Annotated in this window: 21 protein-coding genes; 9 read left to right on the top strand and 12 right to left on the bottom strand. The window is 73.4% G+C overall.

Translation table 11 applies throughout. The features are described 5' to 3' along the window. Positions 1 to 88 precede the first annotated feature (88 nt). Together AB0F88_RS34945 and AB0F88_RS34940 are read left to right on the top strand one after the other, a co-directional pair. Complete coding sequence (locus AB0F88_RS34945; RefSeq protein ID WP_362694251.1) at positions 89 to 982, top strand: ATP-binding cassette domain-containing protein; 894 nt, start codon at positions 89 to 91, stop codon at positions 980 to 982. Then, entirely contained in the window at positions 979 to 3,189 is a 2,211-nt protein-coding gene (locus tag AB0F88_RS34940; protein ID WP_362694248.1) for an alpha/beta fold hydrolase, read from the top strand. The genes AB0F88_RS34945 and AB0F88_RS34940 overlap by 4 nt, the downstream gene beginning before the upstream one ends. 261 nt (positions 3,190 to 3,450) lie before the next feature. Here AB0F88_RS34940 and AB0F88_RS34935 read toward each other — a convergent pair whose 3' ends face one another. Further along, positions 3,451 to 4,038, bottom strand: coding sequence for a hypothetical protein (locus AB0F88_RS34935; protein ID WP_362694245.1), 588 nt, complete (start codon positions 4,036 to 4,038; stop codon positions 3,451 to 3,453). A gap of 322 nt (positions 4,039 to 4,360) precedes the next feature. Between AB0F88_RS34935 and AB0F88_RS34930 the strand changes: the two genes are divergently transcribed. The 3 genes from AB0F88_RS34930 to AB0F88_RS34920 are packed head-to-tail and all read left to right on the top strand — an operon-like array spanning position 4,361 to position 7,999. Further along, positions 4,361 to 5,185 (top strand): carotenoid biosynthesis protein, encoded by an 825-nt coding sequence (locus AB0F88_RS34930; RefSeq protein ID WP_362694242.1) that lies wholly within the window; start codon positions 4,361 to 4,363, stop codon positions 5,183 to 5,185. A 34-nt stretch (positions 5,186 to 5,219) separates the two neighbouring features. Then, on the top strand, positions 5,220 to 6,713 hold the full coding sequence (gene crtI, locus AB0F88_RS34925; RefSeq protein ID WP_362694239.1) for a phytoene desaturase family protein: 1,494 nt from the start codon (positions 5,220 to 5,222) through the stop codon (positions 6,711 to 6,713). Next, positions 6,710 to 7,999, top strand: a complete 1,290-nt coding sequence (locus AB0F88_RS34920; protein WP_362694236.1) for a glycosyltransferase family 2 protein — start codon at positions 6,710 to 6,712, stop codon at positions 7,997 to 7,999. The genes crtI (AB0F88_RS34925) and AB0F88_RS34920 overlap by 4 nt, the downstream gene beginning before the upstream one ends. Here the strand turns inward: AB0F88_RS34920 and AB0F88_RS34915 are convergent. Continuing rightward, positions 7,950 to 8,546: a glycerol-3-phosphate acyltransferase gene (locus tag AB0F88_RS34915; RefSeq protein ID WP_362694232.1), complete on the bottom strand. Its 597-nt coding sequence runs from the start codon at positions 8,544 to 8,546 to the stop codon at positions 7,950 to 7,952. The genes AB0F88_RS34920 and AB0F88_RS34915 overlap by 50 nt on opposite strands. A 31-nt stretch (positions 8,547 to 8,577) precedes the next feature. Here AB0F88_RS34915 and AB0F88_RS34910 point away from each other — a divergent pair, with 31 nt between their 5' ends. Next, positions 8,578 to 9,291, top strand: coding sequence for a spheroidene monooxygenase (locus AB0F88_RS34910; RefSeq protein WP_362694229.1), 714 nt, complete (start codon positions 8,578 to 8,580; stop codon positions 9,289 to 9,291). Positions 9,292 to 9,411: 120 nt separating this feature from the next. Here the strand turns inward: AB0F88_RS34910 and plsX are convergent, their stop codons facing one another. The 6 genes from plsX to AB0F88_RS34880 form a co-directional block, all read right to left on the bottom strand. Beyond that, complete coding sequence (plsX, locus tag AB0F88_RS34905) at positions 9,412 to 10,383, bottom strand: phosphate acyltransferase PlsX (protein ID WP_362694226.1); 972 nt, start codon at positions 10,381 to 10,383, stop codon at positions 9,412 to 9,414. A gap of 148 nt (positions 10,384 to 10,531) precedes the next feature. Beyond that, on the bottom strand, positions 10,532 to 11,431 hold the full coding sequence (locus AB0F88_RS34900; RefSeq protein WP_362694223.1) for a phytoene/squalene synthase family protein: 900 nt from the start codon (positions 11,429 to 11,431) through the stop codon (positions 10,532 to 10,534). Continuing rightward, positions 11,428 to 12,888 (bottom strand): phytoene desaturase family protein, encoded by a 1,461-nt coding sequence (gene crtI, locus AB0F88_RS34895; RefSeq protein ID WP_362694220.1) that lies wholly within the window; start codon positions 12,886 to 12,888, stop codon positions 11,428 to 11,430. The genes AB0F88_RS34900 and crtI (AB0F88_RS34895) overlap by 4 nt, the downstream gene beginning before the upstream one ends. Before the next feature lie 336 nt (positions 12,889 to 13,224). Continuing rightward, entirely contained in the window at positions 13,225 to 14,946 is a 1,722-nt protein-coding gene (locus tag AB0F88_RS34890; RefSeq protein ID WP_362694218.1) for a S8 family serine peptidase, read from the bottom strand. A 293-nt stretch (positions 14,947 to 15,239) separates the two neighbouring features. After that, entirely contained in the window at positions 15,240 to 15,569 is a 330-nt protein-coding gene (locus tag AB0F88_RS34885) for a protealysin inhibitor emfourin (RefSeq protein WP_362694215.1), read from the bottom strand. A 217-nt stretch (positions 15,570 to 15,786) separates the two neighbouring features. Continuing rightward, complete coding sequence (locus AB0F88_RS34880) at positions 15,787 to 16,878, bottom strand: M4 family metallopeptidase (protein ID WP_362694212.1); 1,092 nt, start codon at positions 16,876 to 16,878, stop codon at positions 15,787 to 15,789. Positions 16,879 to 17,151: 273 nt separating this feature from the next. Between AB0F88_RS34880 and AB0F88_RS34875 the strand changes: the two genes are divergently transcribed. Beyond that, complete coding sequence (locus tag AB0F88_RS34875) at positions 17,152 to 17,991, top strand: metallophosphoesterase (RefSeq protein WP_362694209.1); 840 nt, start codon at positions 17,152 to 17,154, stop codon at positions 17,989 to 17,991. After that, complete coding sequence (locus AB0F88_RS34870; RefSeq protein WP_362694206.1) at positions 17,988 to 18,665, top strand: 4'-phosphopantetheinyl transferase superfamily protein; 678 nt, start codon at positions 17,988 to 17,990, stop codon at positions 18,663 to 18,665. The genes AB0F88_RS34875 and AB0F88_RS34870 overlap by 4 nt, the downstream gene beginning before the upstream one ends. Here AB0F88_RS34870 and AB0F88_RS34865 read toward each other — a convergent pair. Further along, positions 18,650 to 19,294 carry a response regulator transcription factor gene (locus AB0F88_RS34865; protein ID WP_362694203.1) on the bottom strand — a complete coding sequence of 215 codons (645 nt, stop codon included), beginning with the start codon at positions 19,292 to 19,294 and terminating at the stop codon, positions 18,650 to 18,652. The two genes, AB0F88_RS34870 and AB0F88_RS34865, sit on opposite strands and share 16 nt — an antisense overlap. Positions 19,295 to 19,304: 10 nt before the next feature. Continuing rightward, complete coding sequence (locus tag AB0F88_RS34860) at positions 19,305 to 20,582, bottom strand: sensor domain-containing protein (protein WP_362694200.1); 1,278 nt, start codon at positions 20,580 to 20,582, stop codon at positions 19,305 to 19,307. 325 nt (positions 20,583 to 20,907) lie between these two features. Between AB0F88_RS34860 and AB0F88_RS34855 the strand changes: the two genes are divergently transcribed. Then, complete coding sequence (locus tag AB0F88_RS34855) at positions 20,908 to 22,452, top strand: alpha/beta fold hydrolase (RefSeq protein WP_362694197.1); 1,545 nt, start codon at positions 20,908 to 20,910, stop codon at positions 22,450 to 22,452. Positions 22,453 to 22,560: 108 nt separating this feature from the next. Here AB0F88_RS34855 and AB0F88_RS34850 read toward each other — a convergent pair whose 3' ends face one another. Both AB0F88_RS34850 and AB0F88_RS34845 read right to left on the bottom strand, forming a co-directional pair. Then, positions 22,561 to 23,664 carry a lytic polysaccharide monooxygenase gene (locus tag AB0F88_RS34850; RefSeq protein WP_362694194.1) on the bottom strand — a complete coding sequence of 368 codons (1,104 nt, stop codon included), beginning with the start codon at positions 23,662 to 23,664 and terminating at the stop codon, positions 22,561 to 22,563. Positions 23,665 to 23,992: 328 nt separating this feature from the next. Further along, positions 23,993 to 26,296 carry a polysaccharide lyase 8 family protein gene (locus AB0F88_RS34845; protein ID WP_362694191.1) on the bottom strand — a complete coding sequence of 768 codons (2,304 nt, stop codon included), beginning with the start codon at positions 26,294 to 26,296 and terminating at the stop codon, positions 23,993 to 23,995. Positions 26,297 to 26,306: the final 10 nt, after the last annotated feature.

Here is a 26,306-nt window from a genome sequence, read left to right as displayed (position 1 = left end):
GCCCTACCTTCCGGGGTGGGAAATCCCGCCTCACGTGGTGGGCGTGGGCTGATGGAGGACGCGGGCACACCGCGGCGAGGCTGGATCCGTGATCGAAGTCAACGACCTCACCGTCAGGTACGGCGACGCCATCGCGGTGGACGGGCTCACCTTCGCCGCGAGACCGGGCCAGGTGACCGGTTTTCTCGGCCCCAACGGCGCCGGGAAGTCCACCACGATGCGAGCCGTCCTCGGCCTGGAGGCCCCCCAGGCCGGCACCGCCCTGGTCGCCGGGCGGCCCTACGCCTCGCTCAAGCGCCCCCTGCTGACACTGGGGGCGCTGCTGGATGCGGGAGCCGTACACGGTGGCCGCACCGCACGGGCGCACGTGGCGTGCGTGGCGCGCAGCAACGGCATCGGCCCGGCCCGCGTGGACGAAGTGCTCGACCGGGCGGGGCTGACGTCCGTGGCGGGCAAGCGGATCGCGAAGTTCTCTCTGGGGATGAAGCAGCGGCTCGGGATCGCGGTGGCGCTGCTGGGCGACCCGGAGGCGTTGATGTTCGACGAACCGGTCAACGGGCTGGACCCGGAGGGCGTGCGGTGGATCCGCGAGCTGATGCGCGCGCTGGCCGCGGAGGGCCGGGCGGTGCTCGTCTCCAGCCACCTGATGGCGGAGATGGCCATGACCGCCGACCACGTCGTGGTGGTGGGGCGCGGCCGGTTGATCGCCGACACGGCCATGGCGGCGCTCGCCGAGCGGTACCGGCGCGACGTGCTCGTCCGCGCCGCCGACCCGGCGGCGCTGGCGCCGGTCCTGCGGGCCGACGGGGGCGTCGTGCGGGCCGGGAACGGGCTGGCGGTGACCGGGCTGGAGGCCAGGCGCATCGGTGAGCTGGCCTTCGCCCACGGCATCGCGCTGTACGAGCTCACACCGCGCGAGGCCTCCCTGGAGGAGGCGTTCATGGAGCTGACCGGCGACAGCAGGGAGTACGTGGCACGATGACGGACGCGATCGCGGCGGAGTTCCTGAAGTTCAGGACGCTGCGCACCAACCTCTACCTGCTGGTCTCCTCGCTGGCCGCGGTGGGCCTCAGCGCGGGCGTGGCCTTTCTGGTCACGCGCGGCTTCGACAACCAGCAGGGGGCGGACCTGCGGCGCTTCGACGGCTTGGGCGACGGGCTGGACACCGGGCTGCCCTTCGCCTACCTCGTGATCGGCGCTCTCGGCGCGCTGTCCGTCACCACCGAGTACGGCACGGGCCACATCAGCACCAGCCTGACAGCCGTCCCGGCCCGCCACACCTTCCTCCTCGCGAAGATCCCGGTCCTGGTGGCCGTGAGCCTGGTCGCGGGGCAGGTGCTGGTCTTCGGCATGTACGCCGCCACCATGGCCGTCCTCGGCACCAGGGCGGACACGGTCCTGCTGGGCGGCGAGACGCTCGGCGCCTCCCTGTCCGAGCCCGGCGTCCTGGCGGGGCTGCTGATCACCGGTGCCTCGATGCCGCTGGTCGCGCTCATCGGGCTCGGACTGGGCACGGCGATCCGTTCCACGGCGGGCACCCTGGTCACGCTGACGGCCTTACTGGTGATCCTGCCTGTCGCCGCGCAGACCCTGCCGCGTCCGCTCGGCCACCGGATCGGCGCGCACCTCATCGGGGCGCTGCCCGCCCAGATCGCGGCCGAGGGCCTGCTCACCCCGATCTCCGCGGGCGCGTTGCTGGCCGCCTACACCGTGGCCGCCCTGGCCGCCGCGACGGTCGCCGTCGCGCTGCGCGGACGCCGCGTCCGGCCGCTGCTGGCCGGTTCGTTCGCCACCGTCGTCCTGGTGGGTGCCACGTCCGTGTCCGCCGCCGCCCCTCCCGCCTCCACCTTGGCGTGGAAGCCCTGCGGCAAGATGCTCTGCGGTGAGATCCGCGTCCCGGTCGACTGGGCCGAACCCCGGGGCCGTACGATCACGCTCCCTCTCGCGATGCTGCCGCACACCGGCAGGCGCCACCGCGTCGGCGTGCTGTTCTCCATCCCCGGCGGGCCCGGCGGGTCGGGAGTGCAGGACCTCGAGCGGCACGCGGGCAGCTTCGCCCAGATCCGGGACAGCTTCGACGTCGTCAGCCTCCTGCCGCGCAACGGCATCGAGTTGGGCGTCCTCGACCAGGACTGCCTCACCACCGGGCCGTGGATCACCAGGCCGGACAGCGAGCGCGACTGGGATGCGCTGGCCCGCTCGAACCGGGCGGCCGCCGAGGCCTGCCGAGCCGCCGACCCCGAGCTGTTCGCCCACCTCGACTCCGCCTCGTTCGCGCGCGACATCGACGCGATCCGCGCGGCGATGGGCGAGCGACGGTTCACCTTCATGGCCACCTCCTACGGCGGCGTCCCCGGGATCGCCTACGCCCGGCTCTTCCCCGGCCGGGTACGGGCGATGTATCTGGACGGAAGCGTCAACACGCTCCGGGACAGGATCGAGCAGGATCGAGCACGGTACGCCCTCATGGAGGCACAGTTCGCCCGCTTCTCCCGGTGGTGCGCGAACGACTCCGCCTGCGCGCTGCATGGACGCGACGTCGACACCGCCTGGGATCGCCTCGTCTCCGCGGCCGACCGCTCTCCCGTGCCCGCCGAGAAGGGAGTCGCCTACAGCGGCTTCGACATCACCGTGGCCGCCATGCCCGACCTCGTCACGCCCGGTGAGGACAACGCCCGGTGGAAGGAACTGGCCCGGGCGATCAGGCGGGCGGAAAAGGGCGACGCCACCGGATTTTCCGACTACGTCAAGGAGGGAACGCTGGGCAGCCTGAAGCCGCCCTCGCCCGTCGGGATGAACATGACCCATTGCCTGGACGGAATCCGCTATCGCGACCACGCCGAGTACCGCCGCCTGCGGGCCCTGGGCGACCGGATCGCGCCGCATCTGTCCGGTTCCGAGCTGTGGCATCCCCTGGGCTGCGTGGGCTGGCCGGAACCGGTCCGCAATCCCGCCGCCCCCCTCCCCGTGGACCGGTTGCCGCCGTTCGTCGGCGCGGGAACGTGGACCGACTACGCGGACACCGCCGACCTCGCCCTCCGGGTACCGGGGTCGGGCACGATCCGCTTCGAAGGGCCTGGGCACGGGCTGTACCACACGGGTGACCCGTGCACGATCGCATACGCCAACCGGTACTTCATCGGCCTCCGCGTGCCGCCCAGGGACACCGCCTGTCGCGCGGAGAGTTGATCCGTCGTACGGCCCTCTGTTCCGCTCCGGGCCGCCACGGTCACGGTGCGGCGATGGTGAACGTCATCCGAGTTCCCCGGCGGGCACGCCGACCTCGGCATCGCCCACGGCATCGGCGGGCCGTTCGCCCTGCTCGCCCAAGCCCTGCGCCGAGACGTCACCGTGGACGGGCCCTACGGCGTTCCTGGACCCGTATACCCCCCACCCGCCGCGCCAGGGCGCTCCGCGGGCCGTCGACGCCGGAGATCTCGTGGCCACGCCCTAGTCGTTCTGGCCGCCCTGGGCATCCTGCGCGCGCCGGGTGTCCTGGCCGTCCTGGCGGGTGATCGAGCCGTTGCCCGGGCGGGTGACGACCTTCCCGGTGAGCCCGCGCAGGACGACGTCGCCGTTGCGGCTGTGGACGGTGACGTCGATACCCGCCGGCACGACGAAGGCGTAGTCGGTACGGTCCCGCGGGGTGTCGCGGATCGTCGTGCAGACGAACCCCTCGTCGCACAGGAGGCCGACGGCGAGGGACCCACCTCCCGACGACTCGCCGCGCGGGGCGTCCCCGTGGTGGCGTCGCGTCACGCGGACGTCGGTGACGGCGGCGCCGACGATCTCCACGTTCCCGTGGTCGGTGTCCACGGACAGGCTGCGGATCCCGGGATAGACGGTCTGCTCGGGCGCGTTCGCGGCGTTCCCCACGGAGAACGCCACCACCAGCGCCAGCGCCAGCGCGATCGGGGCCGCGGCGAGGACCCACGCCCACGAGCCGAAACCGCGCACCGCACCCACCGCGCCCTGCCCGAAGCCGTGGAGCGTCTCGTGGTCGTTCCGCTCGGAGGTCGTGGAGCGTGTCGTGCGCATGCTGGGTCGTCCTTTCAACCGGGCGCGGGAGGCGGGTGCCCGAGGTGGTGAGAGATTTGTACGGCACCGGGCATGCACGGTCCTTGCAGGGTGATTACACGTCACGATGTGCGGGCGCCCGGGACGAGACCGGGACAGCCTGCCGGGGCGAAGGCGGGGAGACCCTGCCGACATGAGGACCGGGGAACACCGTCCACACCGCACTCGCACTCGCACTCGCACTCGCCGGAGATCGTCACCTCGAAGTGAAAGATCGTGACCTCAAAGTGAATCTGACCGCACCCGGCCGATCGAATGACCGTCCATGGGGCACAGTCATCAGATGAGCAGCGGACGGCCCGGGCACGGGGCGGTGCGGGAGCCGCCTTCGCCGGTGAGACCGCGCGCACGCGTGGCGAGCGTGCTCGGCGCGGCGCTGCTGGCCGCGATGGTCGTCGCGCAGGTCGCCTCGGGACTGCAGCCCCGGCCGATCGTGCTGACCAGCGTGGTCGTCCTGCTGCTGGCGGCGAGCGCGCTGGCCCTCGCCTGCGCGACCCACTCCCCCGCCAGGGTCGTCGCGGCGTTCGCGGCCGTGGTCGCGGCCGGGTACGCCGCCGAGTGGGTCGGGATCAGGACGGGCCTGCCGTTCGGCGACTACAACTACACCGGCGTGCTGTGGCCCGCGCCCGGCGGGGTGCCGGTGATCGTGGCGCTGGCCTGGGGCGGCATGGGGCTGGCGGCCCACGCGGTGGCCGCCGCCGTCGCGCCGGGGAGCCGGGCGGCGCGGATCGTCACGGGGGCGCTGGCCCTCACCGCCTGGGACCTGTTCCTGGACCCGCAGATGATCCGGCTGGGCCTGTGGGTCTGGCACGACCCCGGCCCCTACCGGGACGTTCCCCTCAGCAACTTCGCGGGCTGGCTCGTCGTCTCCCTGCTGGTGATGACCCTGCTGGAACGCGTACTGGCCGAGCCCGCCGCGTGGAGCGCCGGGCTGGTGTCGATCTACACGGTGATGGCGGTCATGGAGACCATCGGCTTCGCGGCGGTCTTCGTCCCGCCGGACCCACTGGTGGCCACGGCCGGAGGTCTCTCGATGGGACTGTTCACCCTGCTCGCCTGGCGGCGCGGACTCCGGAGACGGCCGCTTCCCGGGGCGGGCCCGGCGTGACGGCGACGGCCGCACCCATCGGAAGGAAACACGGATGCCCGAGGTAACGGTGATAGGCGGCGGCGTCGGGGGCATGGTCTCCGCGCTGCTGCTGGCCAGGCAGGGGCACCGGGTGCGCCTGTACGAGCGGCTCCCCCGGCTGGGCGGCAAGCTCGCCGAGCACACCAGGGACGGCTTCACCTTCTCCGTCGGCCCCTCCCTGCTGACCCTGCCCGCCGTCTTCACCGACCTCGGGCTGGAGCTCGACCTGGTGGAACTCGACGAGCTGTGCCGCTACCGCTTCGCGGACGGCTCGACGCTGGCGGCGTACCGCGACCCGGCGCGGATGGCCGCCGAGGTCGACCGGCTCGCGCCCGGCGAGGGCCGCGCCTGGCTCGCCTTCCACGACTGGGCGCGGGGCTGTTTCGACGCGTCGCGCCGCACCTTCTTCACCGGCCCGCTCACCCGGCCGCCCACCGAGGCCCGGCTGTCGGACCTGCTGGCGGTGGCGCCGGGCCGCACCCTCGACGGGCTGGCCCGCCGCTTCTTCACCGACCCGCGCCTGCGCCAGTACGTCGGCCGCTACGCCACCTACGCGGGCTCCAGCCCGTACCGCGCCCCGGCCGCGCTGGGGTGCGTCCCGGCGATCGAGCACGGCGAGGGCGGCTGGTACGTCCCCGGAGGGCTGCCCCGCATCGCCGACGCCCTGGCCCTGATGCTGGAGAAGGCGGGAGTGGAGGTCGTCCTGGGCGCGGAGGTGACCCGGGTGCTCGCCGACACCGAGCGGGTCGACGGGGTGCGGCTCGCCTCTGGGGAACGCGTGCGCGCCGACGTCGTGGTCGCCAACACCGACGCGGCGGCGCTGTACGGACGGCTGCTGCCCGACCGGCGGCGGCTGCGGCGCATCGCCGGGCTCGGCACCTCCTCCTCGGCGTTCCTGCTGCTGGCCGGGGTGGAGGGCAGGACCGAGGGGCTGGGCCACCACTCGATCGTCTTCTCCGGCGACTACGAGCGGGAGTTCGGCGACATCTTCCGGCGGCGCAGGCCGCCGGAGGACCCGACCGTCTACATCGGCTGCTCGGTCGTGGACGACCCGTCGCAGGCCCCGCCGGGCACGGAGAACTGGGTCATGCTGGTCAACGTCCCGTCCCGCGACCCCGGCCGGTGGCCGATGTCCCCCGAGGCGTACCGGGACCTGGTGCTCGACCGCCTGGCCTCCAGAGGGCACGACCTGTCGGGGCGGCTGCGCTTCGTGGACCTGTTCACCCCCGCCGACCTGCGCGACCGGTACGGCGCGTGGGGCGGCTCGATCTACGGCGGCGCCTACTCGAGCAGGTTCGCTCCCTTCCGCCGCCCCGGCAACCGGGGTCCCCGGCGCGGCCTGTACCTGGTGGGCGGTTCCGCGCATCCCGGCGGCGGGCTGCCGCTGGTCGCGATGGGCGGCCGCATCGTCGCCTCGCTCGTCCGGGAGGACTTCCCCGCCGGTTCCCCCCGCGCGGCCGGCGGCCGGGGCCGCGGGACCGGAGCCGTCCCGACCGGAGAGGCATGACGATGAGACTCCTGACCGCGCTGCAGGCCGCCGCCGCGCTGGCCGTGGCGGTGCGGCTGGCTCGGGGGCGGCGTCGCCGGCCCGCGCTGGCCCCCGTACGGACGGCGTCGCCGCGCGTCTCCGTGGTGATCCCCGCCCGCGACGAGGAGGCCCGCCTCGGCCCGTGCCTGTCGGCGGTGCTCGCCGATCCGGACGTCGCGGAGGTCATCGTCGTCGACGACGAGTCGCGCGACGGCACGGCACGACTGGCGGCCGGGGTCGGCGCGAAGGTCGTCGCGGGGGCGCCGCTCCCCGACGGCTGGGTGGGCAAGCAGTGGGCGCTGCGGCAGGGCGTCGAAGCCGCGGGGGGCGACGTCGTGGTGACCCTGGACGCGGACGCCCGGCCCGCGCCGGGGCTGTTCGGCGCGCTCGCAGCGGCCCTGGGGGAATACGACCTGGTGAGCGCGGGACCCCGGTTCGTGTGCGACGGGGCGGTCGAGCAGGCGCTGCACGCCTCGTTCCTGGCGACGCTGGTCTACCGCTTCGGCCCGATCGGGCCGGCCACTCCCCCGGCCCCGCACCGGGCGATGGCCAACGGCCAGTGCACGGCCTTCCGCCGCGCGGCGATGCTGGACGCCCGCGGGTTCGCGCGGGTACGCGGGAACATGGCCGACGACGTCGCGCTGGCCAGGGCCCTGGCGTCGGACGGCTGGGCGGTGGGGTTCCTGGACGCCGGGGGCCTGCTGGAGGTCGACATGCACGACTCGGCCGCCGGGGTGTGGCGGGAGTGGGGGCGGTCGCTGTCGCTGCGCGACGCCACCGCGCCGGGCTGGCAGGTCGCCGACCTGGCCGTGGTCTGGCTGGCCGCCGCACTGCCCGTGCTGCGGCTGGTGGCTGGCCGTCCCACCCGGCTCGATCTGGGCCTGCTGGCCGTGCGGCTGCTGCTGGCCGGCGCGCTGCGCGGCAGCTACACGCGGCCGGGGCCGGGCGTGCTGCTCTCCCCGCTGCTGGACCCGCTGGCGGCCCTGCGGCTGACGCAGGCCACCCTCCGCCCGGTGCGCAACTGGCGGGGCCGCGTCTACCCCGCCGCCACGACGGTCTCCCGCCCCGGTCCCGGCCCTGGCCCTGGCGTGACGGGCGCGCGACCGGGCCGGGGCACGACGGGCACCCGCTCCGGCGAGGCCGCGACGGACGACCGGCCCGGATCCGGCACCCGGCCGGGACCGGACGCATGGCCGGGACCGGACGCGGCACCGGTCACGACGGGCGGCTGGTCCGCGCCGCCTGACCGAAGCGCAATCCGATGAGGCACATGAGCAGGCCGGTCCCGGCCACGTACACGACCGGCGCGAAGAGCAGTTGGAACAGCGGGATGCCGAAGACGCCGACGCGCGCCCCGATCGCGAAGGACCGCGTCACCACGGCGACCACGACCAGGGCGGCCACCCCGAGCAGGAAACCCGGTGGGCAGATGACGGCGAAGCCGCCGACGAAGGCGAGGATCGAGCGGCCGCCCGCGAACCCGGCGAAGACCGGCCAGGCGTGCCCGGCCATGGCGGCGGCCACCGCCAGATACACCGGCAGCGCGCTGTCGCCGCTCACCCCGCCGGGCCAGGTGAGGTGCGTGCCGCCGGCCCACAGGCCGAGCAGTCCCGCGAGCGTGCCCTTGAGCGTGTCACCCGCGAAGACCGGCACGGCGGCCCGCCAGCCGAGCCGCTGCCTGACATTCCAGAAGCCGGGGTTGCGGTCGCCGACCTCGCGGGGGTCGAACCCGTGCGCGCGGGCGACCAGCACGGCGACCGGCACGGATCCGAGAAGGTAGCCGCCGATGACCGAGACGAGCAGGGGAACCATCGCTTCCTTCCATCTCACGAAATATGCGGATATGGGGGCTATGCGTTACATGGCGTACGACCGGCCGGTGCTGGGCCGGACGCCGGGGCTGACGTTCTGGCGGCTGCTCGGTTCCGGCCGCGGGGCCTCGATGAGCGTGGGCGCGGACCTGCGCCGCTGGGCCCTGCTGGCGGTGTGGCGCGACGAGCGGGACCTGGACCGCTTCCTGAGCGACTCCCCGGTGGCGGCGCGCTGGCGGAGCGAGGCCCGGGAGTCCTGGCAGGTGCGGCTGGCTCCCCTCGCCTCGCGTGGCCGCTGGAACGGGGTGCACCCGTTCGGCCCTCTCCCCGCGAGCCCGGCCGGTCTTCTTCCCGAGGGATCGCCGGGACCCGGTCCCGGCGATCCCGGTGGTCCCGGTGGCCCCGGCGGCCCCGGCGGCCCCGTCGCCGTGCTGACCCGCGCGTCGATCCGGCCCTCCCGCCTGGTGGCGTTCTACCGCTCGGTCCCCGGGGTGGACCGCCTCCTGGCGGAGCAGGACGGCTGCCTGGCCTCGGTCGGCGTCGGCGAGTGGCCGCTGGCCAGGCAGGGCACGTTCTCGCTGTGGCGCGACGCCGCCGCGGTGCGGGACTTCGCGCACCGGGGGCGGGAGCACCGGCGGGTGATCGGCAGGACGCGCGCGGAGGACTGGTACTCCGAGGAGCTGTTCGCCCGGTTCTCCCCGTACGCCAGCGAGGGCACCTGGGACGGCGCCGACCCGCTGGCCTGACCCGGCCCGCTCCGCCCGGCAGCCCACCCGGCATCTCGACCCCGTCCGGTGAACGCGTTCCACGGCGAGGCACGAGCACCGCGAGCGGGAACGCGGGACCGTCCGGCCGCCCGGCCGCGCTCAACGGGCGGGTTCCGCGGCGAGGTGGTCCCCGAAGCGGGTGACGACCCCGCCCTCGGCGAGGTCGTGGGCCACCGCGCAGGCGCGTGCGATCGTCGCCGCCCGCGAGGAGCCGTGCGCGACGACGACGGTGCCGCTCAGCCCGAGCAGCGCCGCCCCGCCGTGGGTCTCGGGGTCGTAGCGGCGGGCCACCTCCCGCAGGTCCTCGGCCCCGGCGACACCGGAACGCGCCACCAGAGTCAGCGCGGCCCGTACGGAGCCCTCGACGTTCTTGAGCACCACGTTGCCGGTGAAGCCGTCGGTGACGATCACGTCGACGGTGCCCGCGAGCACGTCGTGGCCCTCCACGTTGCCGTGGAAGCGGAACGGCAGGCCGGGAAGCAGCTCACCGGCCCTGCGCGTCAGCCGGTTGCCCTTGCCCGGTTCCGAGCCGATCGACAGCAGGCCCACCGACGGGTCGGCGACGCCGAGCACGAGCTGGGCGTAGGAGACGCCGAGCAGCGCGAACTGAGCGATCATCTCCGGGGTGGGGTCGGAGGTCGCTCCCGCGTCGATCAGCACGGTGGCGCCGCCGGTGACCGAGGGCAGCGCGATGGCCAGGGCGGGCCGCAGGACATCCGTGGCGCGGCCGATGCCGCGGATGGCGCACGAGACGACCGCGCCGGTGGACCCGGCCGACACGAACGCCGACGCCGCTCCGCGCCGCACGAGATCGCAGCCGACCGTCAGGCTGGTCGTGGCGGAGGAGACCGCGCCCGCGCCCCGCTCGGCCATCGGGACGACGTCCTCGGCGTGCACCACGCCGACCTCGGAGACGGCGCCGTGGCGGTCGAGCTCGGCGCGGATGTCCGCCGCCCTGCCCACCAGCAGCACGGGGATCCCCAGCTCGCGCCGGGCCGCCACCGCCCCGGCGACCGTCTCGACCGGTCCGTGGTCTCCGCCCATCGCGTCGACGACCACAGGTTCCGACATCACGCCCTCCTGACGACAGTGCTGGGCGTCTCCGCGACGGAGGACGGCCTCGTGACGGACACATCTGTGACGGACCACCCGACGGCGGGCCATCCGGCGGCGGACGACCCGGCGGCGAACGGCCCGGCGACGGTTCCACCCGGCCGGTTCACGGGATCTCGGCGATCAGGCGGCGCTCGGCGCGGTCGGCCGCGGACGCCGCGAGCAGGTGCCGCGCGAAGATCGCCAGTCTTCGCCGCCGGGGCACGACGGCCCTCGCGCCGAGGACGTCGTGGCCGGCGGCCTCGATCCGGTCGAGGATGCCGCCGTACAGCTGGAAGGCCGCGCGGATGCACGGCCGAGAGGAGGGGGTCAGCATGTCGAACCCCTCCTCGGCCCGCGCGTAGTGGTCCCTGGCCCGCCGGGTCTGGAAGGCCAGCAGCTCGCGCAGGGCCGGGGTGGTGACGCCGCGCCCCAGATCGGCCACCGTCACCCCGAACCTGTCCAGGTCCTCCATCGGAAGGTAGACCCGGCCGCGTTCCAGGTCCTCGGCGACGTCGCGCAGGAAATTGGTCAGCTGGAAGGCCAGCCCCAGCTGGCGGGCCGGTTCGCGGGCCTTGTCCTCCATGCCGGGCAGCGGTTCGAGGACGGGCAGCATCATGGTGCCGATCACCGCGGCCGAGCCCTCCATGTAGACGAGCAGGTCGTCGTAGGTCGCGTAGCGGGTGACGGTCAGGTCGGCCCGCATCGAGTACAGGAACGCGTCGATGTCGCCGTGGTCGACGCCGAAGGAGCGCACGGTCTGCGCGAACGCGGGGAGCACCGGGTCGTCGGTGCTCCCGCCCGCCAGGATGACGGCCAGCCGGGCGGACAGGCCGTCGAGCGCCCGCGCCCTGTCGCCGGTCATCGTGAAGGAGTCCACGATCTCATCGGCGTAGCGCGCGAAGCCGTACAGGGCGTGCACGTGCGGGCGCTTCCAGGCGGGCAGCAGCAGGGTCGCCAGGTAGTAGGAGCGGCCGTGGCGGGCGTTGAGCCTGCGGCACAGTTCGTAACTCGCGGTGAGGGTCATCGGGGGGTCTCCAGTACGCGTTCCGCGGCGAGCCGGCCGGAGATCAGCACCGGGGGCACCCCCACGCCCGGCGCGGTGTACATTCCGGCGAAGTGCAGCCCCGGGACGCGCCTGGCCGCGCCCGCGGGCCGGAACCAGGCCGTCTGGGTGAAGCGGTGGTCCAGGGCGAACGGGGTGCCCGCCGAGTGGCCGAGCCGCGCCCAGGCGGGCGGGTCGAGGGTGAGCCTCGGCGCGGAGGACAGGTCGCCGTAACCGAGGTCGGCCAGCCTGCCGAGCAGGCGGTCCTCCAGCCGCGGGGTGAGCCGGTCCCAGTCGGCGCCGCCGCGCAGGTTGGCCGTGGGCTCCAGCACGCTGAGGGTGGCGTGGCCACGCGGCGCGGCGCCGGTGTCGGACTCGGGGTAGGTGACCAGCAGGTTCGGGTCGGGCTGCGGCCTCCCTGCCCGCAGCGCGGCGAAGGTGGCGTCCCACTCCCTGCCGAAGTGCAGGGTGTGGTGCGCCTGCCCGGCCAGACGCCGGTCGAGGCCGAAGTGCAGGACCAGGCAGGAGGGCGAGTAGCGGGGGCGGCGGAGCCGCCAGTCGCCCGCGCCCTTCGGCAGCAGCCCGGTATGGGCGCGGGACAGGTCGCAGGCGACCACGACGTTCCCCGCGGCCAGGCGCTCCCCGGTGTCGAGCCTGACCCCGGAGACGCCGGAGGACCCGGCCTCCACCTTGACGGCGCGCACCCCGTACCGGACGTGGGCGCCCGCCTTCTCGGCCAGCGCGGCCAGGGCGCGCGGGATGGCGTGCATCCCGCCCTCGCGCGGGAAGAAGACGCCGCCGACGGTGTCCATGTGGGCGATGACCGCGTAGATGCCAAGCGCCTGCCGGGGCGGCAGGCCCACGTACAGGGCCTGGAAGGTGTGCGCCTTGACCAGCCGGTGGTCGGTGAGGTGGCTCTTGACGAGGGAGTCCAGGCTGCGGAAGCCGCCCAGCGCCGCGATGCGGGCCAGGACGCGCGGCCGGGCGAGGTCGCGCAGCCGCGTCATGTCGCGGTCGATGAAGGCCGGCCACTCCGCGTCGAACAGCTCGCCGAGCCTGGCGCGGAAACGCCGGTACCTCTCGGCCTCCGCGGCACCGCTCAGCGCGCGCACCTGTTCGGCCATGGCGTCCTCGCCGGCCACCACGTCCAGGTGGGAGCCGTCGTGGTAGCGCAGCCGGTAGTACGGGTCCAGCCTCCGCAGCGGGAGCATGCTCTCCATGTCCTGTCCGGCGGCGGCGAAGACGTCGGCCAGGACCTCCGGCATGGTCAGCACCGAGGGGCCGGTGTCGAAGCGGTAGTCGCCGAGGGTGGCCGTGCCGCAGCAGCCGCCCGGCACGTCGTTCGCCTCCACGATCGTGACGTCCCGCCCTGCGGCGGCCAGCCGGGCCGCGGCGGCCAGCCCGCCGAGACCGGCACCGATCACCACGACCGGGCTCACGCGCTCCTCCTCGTCGCCGGGTCTCCGCTACCGGCCGGCGAGGTCGCCTCCCGCCCGGCAGGGGGGTCGATCCGATCACCGGGCCGATCGGTCTCACACGTGACGGCGGCCATGGGCATCACTCCTTAACGTCCATGAAGGACTTCGCAAGCGAGACCGCGTTCGGATGCGTTTGGCCGGCGGCAGGCGTACGGCCATGACCCGATGGCGACCGATGGCGTCTGACGACCCATCCCCGGACCGGGCTGCGGGTAAATCAACCCATCGCGCAAGAAGGCGTAAAAACGGCGAGGCCCGGCGTCCGCCGCGGGGCGGACGCCGGGCACCCGGTTCAGGTCAGCGGACCGCCCTGAGGGCGTCGACGATCCCGTAGCCGTAGAAGCCGTTGCGCAGGACGCCTCGCTCGCAGGTGTGCGTCGAGGTCGCCGTGGTGCCGTCCGGCAGGTGCCTGGTGTAGGTGTAGGCGGGCGGGGTGGGACAGGCCGTCTTGGTGGCGGTGCCCTTGAGGACCGTCTCCACGACGGCCGGGTGGAGCTTCTTGCCGCCGTGCGCCCGGTCGCGCTGGCCGTACTTGCTCACGATCAGCGCGGCGACCCCGGCGGCGCGCGGGGAGGCCATCGAGGTGCCCTGGAGGTACACGTAGTAGGCGCAGACGTCGCCCTTGCAGCTGCGGACCACGTTGGTGACGTTGGGCGTGCCGTCGGGGTTGAGCTGGCCGCGGGCCTCGGCCACGGACCGGGGATAGGCCGCCAGCGTCGCCCTGGTGACGTCGCGGGTGTTGTCGGCGGTGTCGTAGACGTCGCCGCCGGGTGAGGAGACGTCGACGTAGCCGTTGCCGTAGTCGGAGTAGTACGACTTGCGCTTGCTGATGCCGGTCGAGGAGACCGAGATCACGTGCTTGCCCTCGCTCGGCATGGAGACGCAGCTCGGGGGGATCGTGCGCGAGTAGGGCAACTCGCCGGGGACGCTGGCGAAGTCGGGGCTGGAGGCGTCGACGATCGTCTTGGTGTAGTCGGAGGCGCCGTTGCCCGCCGCGGACACCAGGGTCACCCCCCTGTCGTGCGCGTAGGTGAGCGCCCGCTGCATGGCTTTGATGATCGTGGCCTGTTCCTGCCGGTCGGCCGGGGAGTCCGCGGGGTTGTCGACGCAGTTGAACAGCCAGGGGTCGACGTAGTAACTCATGTTGACCACGTCGATGCCGACGTCACCGGCGTGGGTCAGCGCGTCGATGCTGGGCTGCAGGAAGAAGTATCCGGAGTCCTGGCCGGCCCGCAGGTTCACGATCGAGACCTTGGGCGCCACGCCCGAGGTGCCGAGCCCGTTGACGGGCGAGGCGATCGACGACGCCACGTGCGTGCCGTGCTCGTTCTCGTCGACGTCCGCCGGGTCGTTGCAGGAGCGGTCGGGCTCGGCCTCGCACGGGCCGTCGATCTCGGCGCCGTTGGCGTCGACGGGGATGTCGACGGTGAAGTTGCGGCTCAGCTCGCGATTGAAGTTCGGCGCGATGTCGGGGTGGGAGCCGTCGACACCGGTGTCGATGACACCGACCAGCACGCCCGGGTCGCCCTGCTCGTGACGGTAGGAGCCGTCCACGGTCGCGTGGATCTGCTTCATGTCCCACTGGAGTTCCGACAGCGGCTCCGCCGCGGGTGCGGGCCTGCCGAAGGTGGAGGCGGCGGGCGCGCCGTCGCCGGCCTTCTCCACCGCCCTCGACTGCACGGCCAGGCCGGCGGCTCCCCGCCTGGCGGTGGGGACGCTGCCGATGGACCGGTTGTGGGCGATGTCGTCGATCGAGGCGGCGTCGCGCACCGCCTCGGCGAAGCGGGCGTTCGTCGTGGTGACGGTGGCGACGCCGACCGCGGCGTTCTCCTTGAGGATGCTTCCGCCCGCCGCCCGGATGGCCTGCTGGGCGTCCGCGGAACGCGCGCCTTCCGTGTAGAGGACGACGTACTCGGCTTCCACCCCCGGTTCGGCGATCACCTGCCGGGCCTGCGCCGGGGGCACCAGCGCGGCTGCCGTAAGGGCTGCGACAGCTGCGGTGATGATGACGCGTTTCACATATACCTCCGTATATCCGAAGAGCTCCCCGCAAATGTGATTTCACGCGCACCAACAATCCAGTCGTGCCCACATTTGCCGCCAAGGTGTAATAAAGCCAGCAGGCGCCGGGCCATCCCGCCACCCCTGTGACCTGTACACATCGGCGGATCGTGTCATCGGGGAACCGTTACATGGAAATTCTCGCGCCAAAACCGGTGACAGCGCGGAGTTTCGCATGGTCAAGCCCGCTTTTAAGCGGGCGAGCAGGAGTACAAAAAAGGTCATAGGGGACAAAGGGGGCGGAACGGAGCTCAGCCGGGCGGGCCGATCCGTTCCCGCCTTTCCGGCAGCGAGGTCACGTACGAGATGAGCGCGCGGAGCGGGCCGGGGAGGTCGCCCTCGCGGGCGCGCGTCGTGAGCACGCGGCCGCCGTCCTCGACGGTCAGCTCGTAGTCGAAGCGGTCGGGCCCGGTCGTCCCGCCCTCCGGGGGCCCCGGCCGCTCCGGCGGGCCGGACAGCCCGGCCCGCTCCACCCTGGCGCGCAGCTCGGCGGCGGCCTCCGGCGCCAGCGACGCGGAGTCGACCGTGATGACCGTGACGAGGCCGGCGATGCCGCCGCCCCGGACGATCGAGACCCTCATGGGAGCGATCCTAGACCGGCCCGCGCGGCCCGGCCGGTGCCGCGCCGCGCCGGACCCGTCCCGAGAGGACCCCGAAGGTCGCGCCGCGCCGGACCCGTCCCGAGAGGACCCCGGAAGCCGCGCCGCCACGGGCGTCTCCCCAGAGGACCCCGGAGACCACGCCGCGACAGACGCCTCCCCAGAAGACCCCGGAGACCACGCCGCGACGGGCGCCTCCCTAGAGAACCCCGACCTGCTGCCACGCGGCGCGCACCTTCCTCTGCTCGTCCCCGTCCGCGCCGAACAGCTCCCCGGCCACCTCCACGGTCGCCTCCGCGGCCTCCTGGAAGTCCGAGCGCGGCCGGAGCCGCTCGGTGAGCGTGACGTACCAGACGCGTCCGGCGCGCTCCCAGGCGTTGCCACCGATGGCGGTGGCGGCGAGGTAGAAGGCGTGGTTGGGGATGCCCGAGTTGATGTGGACGCCTCCGTGGTCGTTGGAGGGGTTGCCGTCGTCGGGCAGGTCCACGTAGTCGCGCATGTGCCCCGGCTGGCGGTCGCGTCCCCCGGAGGGGGTCGACCAGGCGGTTCCCGGCGCCTTCATCGACCGCAGGGCCGTCCCCCGCAGGGCGCTGCCCAGGATGCCGTCGCCGATGAGCCAGTCGGCCTGCTCGGCGGTCTGCCCGCGGCTGTACTGCTTGGCGAGCGACCCGAGGACGTCGGAGAACGACTCGTTGAGGGCGCCGGACTGCTTGCTGTAGACCAGGTTCGCGGTGAACTGGGTGATGCCGTGGGTCAGCTCGTGCGCCACGATGTCGACGGCCCTGGTGAGGGAGCCCTTGGCGAAGATCTGCCCGCTGCCGTCACCGTAGATCATCTGAAAGCCGATCCAGGCGGCGTTGTCGTAGTCGGTCCCGTAGTGGACCGAGGAGACGATCTCCAGCCCCCGCCCGTCGATGCTGTCCCGCCCGAAGACCCGCCGGTAGAAGTCGTAGGTGATGCCCGCTCCGTCGTAGGCGTCGTCGACCGCCGCGTCACCGGACGGCCCGTCGCCCTCCCCGCGCCTCTTGCGGCCGGGCAGGTCGAAGTCCCCGCCGTTCTCGACGTCGTAGACCGTGCGCACCATGCCGGGGGCGGGCGCCACGTCGGTGACGGTGAGGCTGAGCTGGCGCAGCACGCCGGCGAACGACGCGCGCTGCGCCCGGGCGGTCTCCGAGGTGGCCAGGGTCCTGAGCGCGGCCTCCCGCTCCTCGGGGGTTCCCTGGCCGGCGACCGCCTCAAGCAGGTCGGGGGGTGCGATGCAGCACTGGGGCATGCTGTCGAATGTCGTCATACGTCAAGAATCGCCGCCGTCTTCGCGGGCCGCATGAGTATCGCCGTACTCGGTGCCTTCGCGGCGGGGTGGGGTGTGCCGCCGGGAGCGGTCGTGAGAGGGTTCTTTTGCTCGGCGATCACGAGTTCGTGACCGCGCCCGGGAAGCGGGCGAGACGGAGGCGGCGGTGCTTGGGAACGTGAAAACGCACGAGGGGACGGCGGGGGCCCTCACGCCGCCGGCGCGCGGCCTGCGGCCCGCTCCGGCCACCGCTTCTCCGGGGACGGACCGCGCATGACGTCACTGCTGGCCATCAGCGACCTGCACATCGGCTACCAGGAGAACCGGAGCATCGTCGAGGGGCTGCGGCCCACCTCCGCCTCCGACTGGCTGCTGGTCGCCGGGGACGTCTCCGAGAAGGTCTCCGACGTCGAATGGGCCCTGGGACTGCTCGCCGGACGGTTCGAGAAGGTGGTGTGGGCGCCCGGCAACCACGAGCTGTGGACCCATCCCGGCGATCCCGTCCAGCTGCGTGGCGAGGAGCGCTACCGGCACCTGGTCGAGGTGTGCCGGAACCTGGGGGTGGCGACACCGGAGGACCCCTACCCGACCTGGACCGGCCCCGGCGGCCCGGTCACCGTCGCCCCGCTGTTCGTGCTGTACGACTACACCTTCCGCATGCCCGGCGTCGCGACGAAGGAGGAGGCGCTCGCCATCGCGTACGACAAGGGCGTGGTCTGCACCGACGAGATGCTACTCCACCCCGACCCGTACCCGACCCGGGACGCCTGGTGCGACGCCAGGATCGCCGAGACCGAACGGCGCCTGGAGGCCAGGCCGCCCGGGGTTCCGACGGTGCTGGTCAACCACTATCCTCTGGTGCGCGAGCCCACCCTGGTCCTGTACCACCCGGAGTTCGCGATCTGGTGCGGCACCGAGCGCACCGCCGACTGGCACCTGCGCTTCGACGCCGCCACGGTCGTCTACGGCCACCTGCACATCCCCCGGACCACCTGGCACGACGGGGTCCGCTTCGAGGAGGTCTCCTTGGGTTATCCCCGCGAGTGGCGTCCCAGGCCCACCGCGCCCGGCCGGCCGCGGCGCATCCTGCCCGCCCCGGGGCCCGGCGCATGATCGAGAAGATCCTGCCGTCGTGGGTGGCGAGCTCGGAGTGCTTCGAGGACCCGCCGGACGTCGTGCTGTTCCCCGAGGAGGAGGCGGCCGTCGCCCGCGCGGTGGAGAAGCGGCGCCGCGAGTTCGGCACCGCGCGCCACTGCGCCCGCCTGGCCATGGCCGATCTGGGGCTGCCCCCGGTGCCGATCCTGCCCGGCGAGCGCGGCGCCCCGGGGTGGCCGCAGGGGGTGGTGGGCGCCATCACCCACTGCGCCGGATACCGCGCGGCGGCCGTCTCCCTCGAGGCGCTGACCGTCGGCATCGACGCGGAGCCCCACGAGCCGCTCCCCGACGGCGTCCTGCCCGCGGTCTCGCTGCCCGAGGAGCGGGCCGCCATCGCGGAGCTCGACGACGGGGTGCACTGGGGCCGGCTACTGTTCAGCGCCAAGGAGAGCGTCTACAAGGCGTGGTTCCCGCTGGCCAGGCGCTGGCTCGGCTTCGAGGAGGCCCATCTCACCTTCTCCTCCTCCGGCACGTTCACCGCCCGCCTCCTCGTCCCGGGCCCCCGGGTGGAGGGCCGGGAGCTGACCGGCTTCACGGGCCGCTGGCTGGTGTCCGACGGCCTGGTCGTGACCGCCATCGCGGTGCCGGGGACGTCCGCGCCGTCCCCGGCGGGAGGTCAGGACTCCAGGTAGCGCAGCACGGCGAGCACCCGGCGGTGGTCGCTCTGCGACGGCGGCAGGCCGAGCTTGGTGAAGATGTGCGTGACATGCTTCTCCACCGACCCGTACGACAGGAACAGGGCCTCGGCGATCGCGCCGTTGGACCGTCCGTCGGCCATCATGACGAGCACCTCGCGCTCCCGGGGGGTGAGGGTGCCGAGAGTGTCGGCGCGCCTGCCGGTCGCCATCATCCGGGTGACGACCTCCGGGTCCAGCACGGTCTCGCCCGCGGCGATCCGGGAGAGCGCGGCCAGGAAGTCGCCGACGTCGGCGACCCGCTCCTTCAGCAGGTAGCCCACCCCTCGCGAGTCCTCGGCGAGGAGCAGGGTCGCCGAGCGCGTCTCCACGTACTGGGAGAAGACCAGCACCCCGATGCCGGGGTGGTCGCGGCGGATGTCGATCGCGGCGCGCAGGCCCTCGTCGGTGTGGGTCGGCGGCATGCGCACGTCCACCACGGCGACGTCCGGCCGGTGCTCGTCCACCGCGGCGCGCAGCGCGACCCCGTCGCCCACGGCCGCGGGGACCTCGTGCCCCCGCGTGGTGAGCAGCAGGGTGAGCCCGGCTCTGAGCACCGCGGAGTCCTCGGCGACGACGACGCGCATGCGACCTCCGTTAGGTGGGGAGCGGCACCTCCACGGTGACCACCGTAGGCCCTCCGGGAGGGCTGTCGATCTCCAGCCGCCCGTCCACGACGCCCACCCGGGCCGCCAGCCCCGGCAGTCCCGTCCCGGCGCCCATCGAGGCGCCGCCCGTCCCGTCGTCGCCGACGTGCAGCCGTAGCAGGCCGCCGTACCCCCTCACCTCGACGATCGCCCGCCGCGCGCCGCTGTGCTTGACCACGTTGGCGAGCAGTTCCGCGGTGCAGAAGTAGACGATCGTCTCCACCGCGGCGGGGGGACGGCGGGGCAGGTCGACGCGGAGGTCGACGGGCATCGCGAAACGCGTGGCGAGCATGGCGAGCGCGGCCTCCAGTCCCTGGTCCAGGGCGGGCGGGTAGATGCCGTGGATCAGCAGGCGCAGGTCGGCGATGATCTCCTTGGCGTCGTGGTGGGCGGCGTCCACCAGGTCGCGCGCCTGCCGGAGCCGGTCCTCCCCCGGGGAGGCGGCGAGCTCCTCCTTCGCCATGCCCAGGCTCATCGCCAGCGCCACGAGGCGGGCCTGCGGCCCGTCGTGCAGGTCGCGCTCGATCCGGCGCAGGGTCGCCGTCGCGTCCTCGGCCATGCGGGCCCTCGTCTCCTCCAGGTGGCCGATCCTGGCCGAGACCCTGGTCGGGCCGAGCAGGGTGCGCGCGAGGAACCGCTCGGGGAGCAGCGCGGCCCGCAGCGCCAGGGGGGCCGGCGCGAGCAACGCCAGACCGGCCACGCCGAGCAGCAGGACGCCCGGCCAGGTGTCGGCGTGCGGGCCCCAGACACCGGCGGACCCCTGCGACCAGCGGACGGGGTAGGAGAGCAGCCACAGGCCGCCACCCCAGAATCCGGCGGCGGCTCCGAGGGCGAGCAGCGCGGTCAGGGGCTTGACCAGCAGGTAGACCGCCGCCCGCCACCCCACCCCGTCGCCGAGCGCCGACACGAACCAGCCGATCGGCCCGGAACCCGGCCTGAAGGGGGCGGGGGCGGGCGTCCTGACGTCCAGCAGCAGGCGGGCCAGGCCGAGGTGGACCGCCCCCAGGTACCGGGCTCCGCGGACCGTGACGGCCAGCATCGGGAGGCCGACGATCGCCGTCGACCACAACGCGCTCAGCAGCATGGCGAGCAGGAGGACCAGGCCGGCGGCGGCCAGCGGCGGCCCGGCCAGCGCGTAGCCCAGCTCGCGCCAGACCCGCCGCGGCCGCAGTTCCGGGCCCGGGTCCGGCATCGGGTCCGGGTCCGGCATCGCTTCCGGTTCCGGCATCGGTGGAGCCGGAACCACCGCCGGAGACGCCGGAGACGCCGGGGGCGTCGGGGGCGCCGGAGACGCCGGAGACGCCGGGGGTAGGGACGAGGACGACGCGGCCGGGGGTGGAGGGCCGGAGGGAGGACGGCTCATTCCTCCAGCGTGCCGCACCTCGTTCCCCGCCGACATCCGGCGGGCCCGTGGGGGATATCCCGAGGTTTCCCGGAGGACGTCCCCGTGGCCTCCGCGGGACGGGTCCGCGACGGTTGAGGGGAGCCGGTGTTCCGAAGCCGGCGGACGACCGCGCGGCGCACCAGCCGCCGTCCAGACGAAGGAGCCACGGATGTACGGGAAGATCGGACCGTTGTTCACGGGACTGGTGGCGGCCTCGGCGCTGCTCGTCCCGGCGGGAGCGCCCTCACCCGCGCCGTCACCCACGACAGGACCGGCACCGATGTCCTCACCCGCGACGGGACCGGCACGGGCTCCGGCACCCGCGTCACCGGGAGCGGCCTCACGGCTGGACTGGAAGGCGTGCACGGGTGAGAACCTCCCGGAGGGGATCCGGTGCGCCACCGTCACGGTGCCGGTGGACTGGAGGAGGCCGCGCGGGCGCAAGCTCACCCTGGATCTGGCGCGGCTTCCCGCCACCGACCCGGCGAACCGCATCGGGAGCGTGCTGCAGGTGCCGGGAGGACCCGGGGCCGAGGGCGTGCGGGACCTGAAGGATTCGGCGCCCGGCCTCACCGAGCTGCGCCGCCGCTTCGACCTCGTCGGCTACAACCCGCGCAACACCGGGCTCAGGGAGAGGCTTCCGGCGGTGTGCTGGGGAATGGGGACGCAGCTGCTGGAACCCCGCGACCGCGAGGAGTACCGGGCGCAGGTGGCGAGGGTGGAGGCGGCGGCGCGCGAGTGCCGGGACGCCGATTCCAGCGGCCTGTTCGACAACCTCGACTCCCTGTCGGTGGCACGGGACATGGAGGCGGTCCGCGAGGCCCTGGGCGAGCGGCGGCTGAGCTTCATGGCCAACTCCTACGGAGGGGTGCCCGCCGCCGCGTACGCGCGCCTGTTCCCCGGGCGCATCAGGGCGATGTACCTCGACGGGGCGGCCGACCAGGTCAACGGGTGGGCCAGGTTTCACCTGGACCACGCCGCCGTCGGCGAGCGGATGTTCGGGCGGTTCCTCGCCTGGTGCGCGGCCGACGGCGCCTGCGCGCTGCACGGCGAGGACGTGAGCGCGGTCTGGCGCGCCCTCGTCGAGAAGCTGGACCGCTCCCCGATCCCGATCTCGTCCCCGGAGCTCGGCGAGGGGAAGCTGACCGGGTGGCACCTGAGGCTGATGAGCTTCCAGGCGAACCCGGGCCCGGACAACGCCTGGTGGAAGGCTTTCGCCACGTCGGTGGACAGGCTCAGGAAGGGTGACGCCTCCGGTTTCGCGGAGGCCGTCAACGGAAACTCGCGGATCTGGGCGGTACCGGCGCTGCGGGCGATGACCTGCCCCGACGACCGCGGCTTCACCGGGTACGAGCAGTTCCGCGACGTCTCCCGCCGGGTACGGGAGGCCTCCCCCCATCTGGGCGCCGCGCCGTTCGACATGCTGGGCTGCGCCGGCTGGCCGCGGCCCGTCGCCAACCCGTCCCGGCCGCTGCCGGTCCGCGGCCTGCCGCCGTTCCTGGGAGCCGGGTCCTGGACCGACCACGCCATGACCGCGAGCCTGGCCGGGACGGTGCCCGGTTCGGTCACCGTCCTGTACGACGGCCCCGGGCACGTCCTGTACATGCCGGGCAACAACGGGCCCGCCAGCCGCTGCGTGATCGGCCACGCCACCCGCTACCTCGTCGACCTGACGCTCCCCGCCCCCGGCACCGTCTGCCGCCCCGGCGAGTGACGCCTTTCCTCCCCCTCCCCCGGACATGAGCGCGTCCCGCCGGACGTGAGCGCGCCGGCCCGCCATCTCCCGATGGCGGGCCGGCGTCTCGTGTCCGGCGGGAGGGGGTCAGGCCGCCGTGCAGGTGAGGGTGGGCGTGCCGCCGGTACCGGAGCCGGTGAATCCGAAGCTAGCGGAGGCGCCGGCGCCCAGCGAGCCGTTGTAGGCGACGTTGCGGGCGGTGACCGCGGACCCGCTGGTGGTCACGGTCGCGCTCCACGCGGAGTTGATCTTCTCGCCGTTGGCGAAGGTCCAGTTCACCGTCCAGCCGGTGATCGCCCTGGAGCCGGCGGTCACGCTCACGTCCGCCTGGAAGCCGCCGGACCACTGGGAGGTGACGCGGTAGGTGGCCGAGCAGCCGCCCGGGCCCGGGGTCGGGGTGGGCGTGGGGGTCGGGGTGGGAGTCGGCGTGGGGGTCGGGGTCGGCGTGGGGGTCGGGTCGGGGTCCGTGCCGCCGGTGAAGTTGACGTCGCTGCAGAAGTAGTAGGACTGGTCGAGGTGGCTGGCCTGCCAGACGGTGTAGACGATGTGGTGGCCACTGCGGCCGGGCGCGTTCACCGGGATGGCCGTGGTCGTGCCGGTGGGCCTGCTGCCCAGCTGGTTGACGAGTTCCAGGTCACTCCACCTCAGCGGCTGGGTCTTGGGGTTGAAGCCCTGCTTGGTGACGTAGACGCGGATGTAGTCCGCGCCGTGCGAGGCCTGGTCCAGCAGGTTCATCGTGAACGAGGCGGGACGGTCCACGGTCTTCCACGCGCCGACCGTGTCCATGGAGTTGTAGCGGCCGCCCTCGGTCCGGCCGCCGCTGCACAGCTGCCCGTCGGGGATCGCGGCCTGGTGGTTGCCGCCGACGCCCTCGCGGAACAATCCGTTCCAGTTCCACATCGCGTTGGTGTTGCTCTGCCAGGCCTGCCAGCACATGGGGTCCTGCTGGGCCATGGCCGGGTTCTGGAAGTCACCCCCCCAGCGCTCCCAGCAGCCGTAGTTGCGCGAGGGCGGGTCGCTGATCGAGCCGTGCGCGGCAGCGGGGGTCGCCGTCACGGTGGTGAGCGCGAACGCGGTCGCGACCGCGACCAGTGCCGCGACGACCATCCGCCAGATCGGGATCCGGTGGAGGGAGGCGACGCCGGGCGCGTGGGACTGGTCGCGCAGGAGTCGGAGCGTACGTGACCTCATCGGTGCAGGTCTCCTTTTCGAGTGCCGGGGGGACGAGTCCTGGCGCGCCAAGTGAGGGCGGAGTCCTCACGCCAGAGGGTCCCCACCGTCGCCCAATCCGCGTGCGGGGGGCAACAGTGCTCCACAGCTCCCGAAGGGAGACCGGCCTGGAGCTGGCCATACGCCACAAAACGTATGAAAGGTTCATTTCCGAATGATTTTCCCTGGGGCAGCCTCCGGCGGAACCGATGCGCGACCCAGATTTCCCCGAAGCCTCCGAAACGGCGTCGACCGGACAGAACTCACGCCGGAACACCGGATCGCAGGTCTGGACGAGCGGTTCTCGAAGTCAGACGCGCACCTCCGCGGTGTGGGCGTACCCGCGGCTGCCACGCACCTCCACCCTGAGCGCGGTCCTGGCCCTGCGCACGCTGCGGTCGCTCTCCCTGACCGACTTCACCGGCCAGGGCAACGTGATCTTCACCTCGTCGACGGTCCTGGACGGGTCGGACACCGCGAGCCGTACCCGCTCGCCGGCGCGGCGGACCAGCAGCGTGCAGGGGCCGTCGACGGCGAGCGGCCCGTCCGCGGTCTCGACGGTCCCCGCGCGCCAGAAGACGGCGGCGATCACGCCGTCGCGCGAGATGGCCTGCACCGCCGCGGAATTGGCGAGGACGTCGATCCGCCCCTCATAGGCCTCCATCTGCGTGATGGAGGCGTCGGGCAGTACGGCGTAGGCGTAGCGGGCCCTGCGGGGATCGACGCCGTGGTCGATGAGGATCGTCGTGTAGTGCCTGGTGACAGGGGAGGTGTCGCCACCGGTGGTGGCGCCCTTGTCGATGTCGCGCCAGCGGCCGGTGCGCTTCTTGCGGATCACCTTCGCGTCGGCGCCGTCGAGCAGCGCGTAACCGGCCACACCGGACAGGTGGATCCAGCCGTCGCCCCGGGTCAGCGGTGGATGCCGGTCGTGGGTGTTGCGGTTCTCCAGGACGGTCTCGACACGGCGGCCGTCGGAGGCGGTGATGCCGGCGCCGAGGGCGATCACCGCGTCGTCGAGCAGGAACCACGCCTTCTTCGCCCGCAACGAGGAGCCACCGGCGATCAGCCTCATGGCGGCCACGCCGTACTCGCCGTCGAGCGCCACACCGCCCGCCCACGGGGTGGGAGGCAGGCGACGGTGGTCGTGCGGAAGATCGGCGCGTCTGCGCCTGTCGACCGTCGTGCCCGGCAGCCGGTACGGGTCGATCGTGGGCCACAGGTCGTCGTTCCAGTGGGCGAGGTCGCCGGTGTAGAGGTAGGTCATGCCGTCGCCGGTGTACCAGCCGTGCAGATTCTCCCGGTTCATGGCCTCGGCCGCGCCGATGCGCTCCGAGCTCATCGCGATCGCGTACGCCCAGGTGGGACGGCGGTGCACGACCCGGTCCATGTCGGCGAAGACGTACGTGCCCGTCGTGCGCGGGCCGACCGGCACCGACGGGTCGGTCAGCAGGGCCGTGGCCCTGGCGATGCTCGCCGGCGGCGCGAACGCGCCGTAGGGGGTGGCCTGGTTGCGGGTGAGCCAGCCTTTGACCAGCGGTCGCCAACGCCGGGCATGACGCTCGGGTGCCGTCTCCAGCAGGGTGAGGACGGCCTCGACCGCCTTGTGTCCCGAGTGGTGGTCACGGTGGCCCTGCACCGAGATCTGCCGGCCGCGCACGCAGTCCATCATCAGCCCATCGAAGACGAACGGCACGAACGAGCGATCCACGATGTCGTAGACGTTGCCGATTCCGGTGATCTCCCACGGTGACCCGGAGAGCATGGCGATCAGCTTGGCCACGCTCTCCAGGTAGTCCACGCCGTAGCTGCCGGTGTAGGGGTACACGTCGTGCTGGATGAACGATCCGTCACGGTAGAAGCCGTCACCGGGGCCCCTTGTCGGCCGCAGCAGGTCGGAGACCGCGTTCCTGGCCCGCCTGACGAGGCGCGCGTCGTGGGTGAGCACTCCGCGCATCGCCACCGCCATGGCCTTGCCCGCGCGGTTGGCGCCGGTCTCGACGACACCGGGGTGGCTGACACGGCGCTCCGGGTCGGGGCACCAGCGGCGCAGGGGGCGCAACCAGCGCTCGATGCGGCCCGAGGGCAGGCCGTCGTACAACAGGGCGCAGGTGTCGGTCAGCGCGCGCGGAACGCCGATCTCCCACCAGAACCAGTTGCTGCCCCGCCGGTCGAGCCCTTCGTGGTAGGCGTGCTCGTAGAGGAAGTCCAGCGCCCTGACAGCGGTCTCGGCGACCTGGCCGTCCCGGTGCATGGCGGTGCCCGGCGTGGCCCAGGCCAGCGCCAGTGTGCGCATGCGGTTGTAGGAGCGGTTGAAGTTACCCGTCCGGGGGTCCGACAGCGGCAGGTCGGGCCACAGGCTCGGGCGACCGGCGGCGGGCCTCAGCTTGCGCAGCACCGCGTTGGCCGAGCCCTCGAGCGCCCGAGTCCTGTCGGTATAAGTCCTGTCGGCATGAGCGGAGTCGTGCGACCCACCGGCCAGCAGGCTCACCCACCGCTCACGCGCGGCGTCGAACGCGGCGGCGCCGGCCGCCTCGGCCGGTCTGTCCCACAGGGCGAGACCGGCCACTGTCGCGGCGCCCAGCAGGGCGGACCGCCGGCTGAGGGGGTGGGTCATGAAGGCTCTT

Source organism: Streptosporangium sp. NPDC023963, assembly GCF_040639135.1.
In the GTDB taxonomy this organism is placed as follows: Bacteria; Actinomycetota; Actinomycetes; order Streptosporangiales; family Streptosporangiaceae; genus Streptosporangium.
The sequence above is the reverse complement of the archived record's forward strand: the minus strand, read 5'-3'. Positions and strand labels throughout refer to the sequence as shown.

Excerpts from the sequence above, each read along its gene's own strand:
- AB0F88_RS34880 (WP_362694212.1), bottom strand. The coding sequence starts at position 16,878 with ATGACGACATTCGACAGCATGCCCCAGTGCTGCATCGCACCCCCCGAC.
- AB0F88_RS34900 (WP_362694223.1), bottom strand. The coding sequence starts at position 11,431 with ATGACCCTCACCGCGAGTTACGAACTGTGCCGCAGGCTCAACGCCCGC.
- AB0F88_RS34915 (WP_362694232.1), bottom strand. The coding sequence starts at position 8,546 with ATGGTTCCCCTGCTCGTCTCGGTCATCGGCGGCTACCTTCTCGGATCC.
- AB0F88_RS34885 (WP_362694215.1), bottom strand. The coding sequence starts at position 15,569 with ATGAGGGTCTCGATCGTCCGGGGCGGCGGCATCGCCGGCCTCGTCACG.
- AB0F88_RS34870 (WP_362694206.1), top strand. The coding sequence starts at position 17,988 with ATGATCGAGAAGATCCTGCCGTCGTGGGTGGCGAGCTCGGAGTGCTTC.
- plsX (WP_362694226.1), bottom strand. The coding sequence starts at position 10,383 with ATGTCGGAACCTGTGGTCGTCGACGCGATGGGCGGAGACCACGGACCG.
- AB0F88_RS34920 (WP_362694236.1), top strand. The coding sequence starts at position 6,710 with ATGACGATGAGACTCCTGACCGCGCTGCAGGCCGCCGCCGCGCTGGCC.
- AB0F88_RS34935 (WP_362694245.1), bottom strand. The coding sequence starts at position 4,038 with ATGCGCACGACACGCTCCACGACCTCCGAGCGGAACGACCACGAGACG.
- AB0F88_RS34910 (WP_362694229.1), top strand. The coding sequence starts at position 8,578 with ATGGGGGCTATGCGTTACATGGCGTACGACCGGCCGGTGCTGGGCCGG.
- AB0F88_RS34875 (WP_362694209.1), top strand. The coding sequence starts at position 17,152 with ATGACGTCACTGCTGGCCATCAGCGACCTGCACATCGGCTACCAGGAG.
- AB0F88_RS34850 (WP_362694194.1), bottom strand. The coding sequence starts at position 23,664 with ATGAGGTCACGTACGCTCCGACTCCTGCGCGACCAGTCCCACGCGCCC.
- crtI (WP_362694239.1), top strand. The coding sequence starts at position 5,220 with ATGCCCGAGGTAACGGTGATAGGCGGCGGCGTCGGGGGCATGGTCTCC.
- AB0F88_RS34865 (WP_362694203.1), bottom strand. The coding sequence starts at position 19,294 with ATGCGCGTCGTCGTCGCCGAGGACTCCGCGGTGCTCAGAGCCGGGCTC.
- AB0F88_RS34855 (WP_362694197.1), top strand. The coding sequence starts at position 20,908 with ATGTACGGGAAGATCGGACCGTTGTTCACGGGACTGGTGGCGGCCTCG.
- AB0F88_RS34860 (WP_362694200.1), bottom strand. The coding sequence starts at position 20,582 with ATGCCGGAACCGGAAGCGATGCCGGACCCGGACCCGATGCCGGACCCG.
- AB0F88_RS34930 (WP_362694242.1), top strand. The coding sequence starts at position 4,361 with ATGAGCAGCGGACGGCCCGGGCACGGGGCGGTGCGGGAGCCGCCTTCG.
- AB0F88_RS34845 (WP_362694191.1), bottom strand. The coding sequence starts at position 26,296 with ATGACCCACCCCCTCAGCCGGCGGTCCGCCCTGCTGGGCGCCGCGACA.
- AB0F88_RS34940 (WP_362694248.1), top strand. The coding sequence starts at position 979 with ATGACGGACGCGATCGCGGCGGAGTTCCTGAAGTTCAGGACGCTGCGC.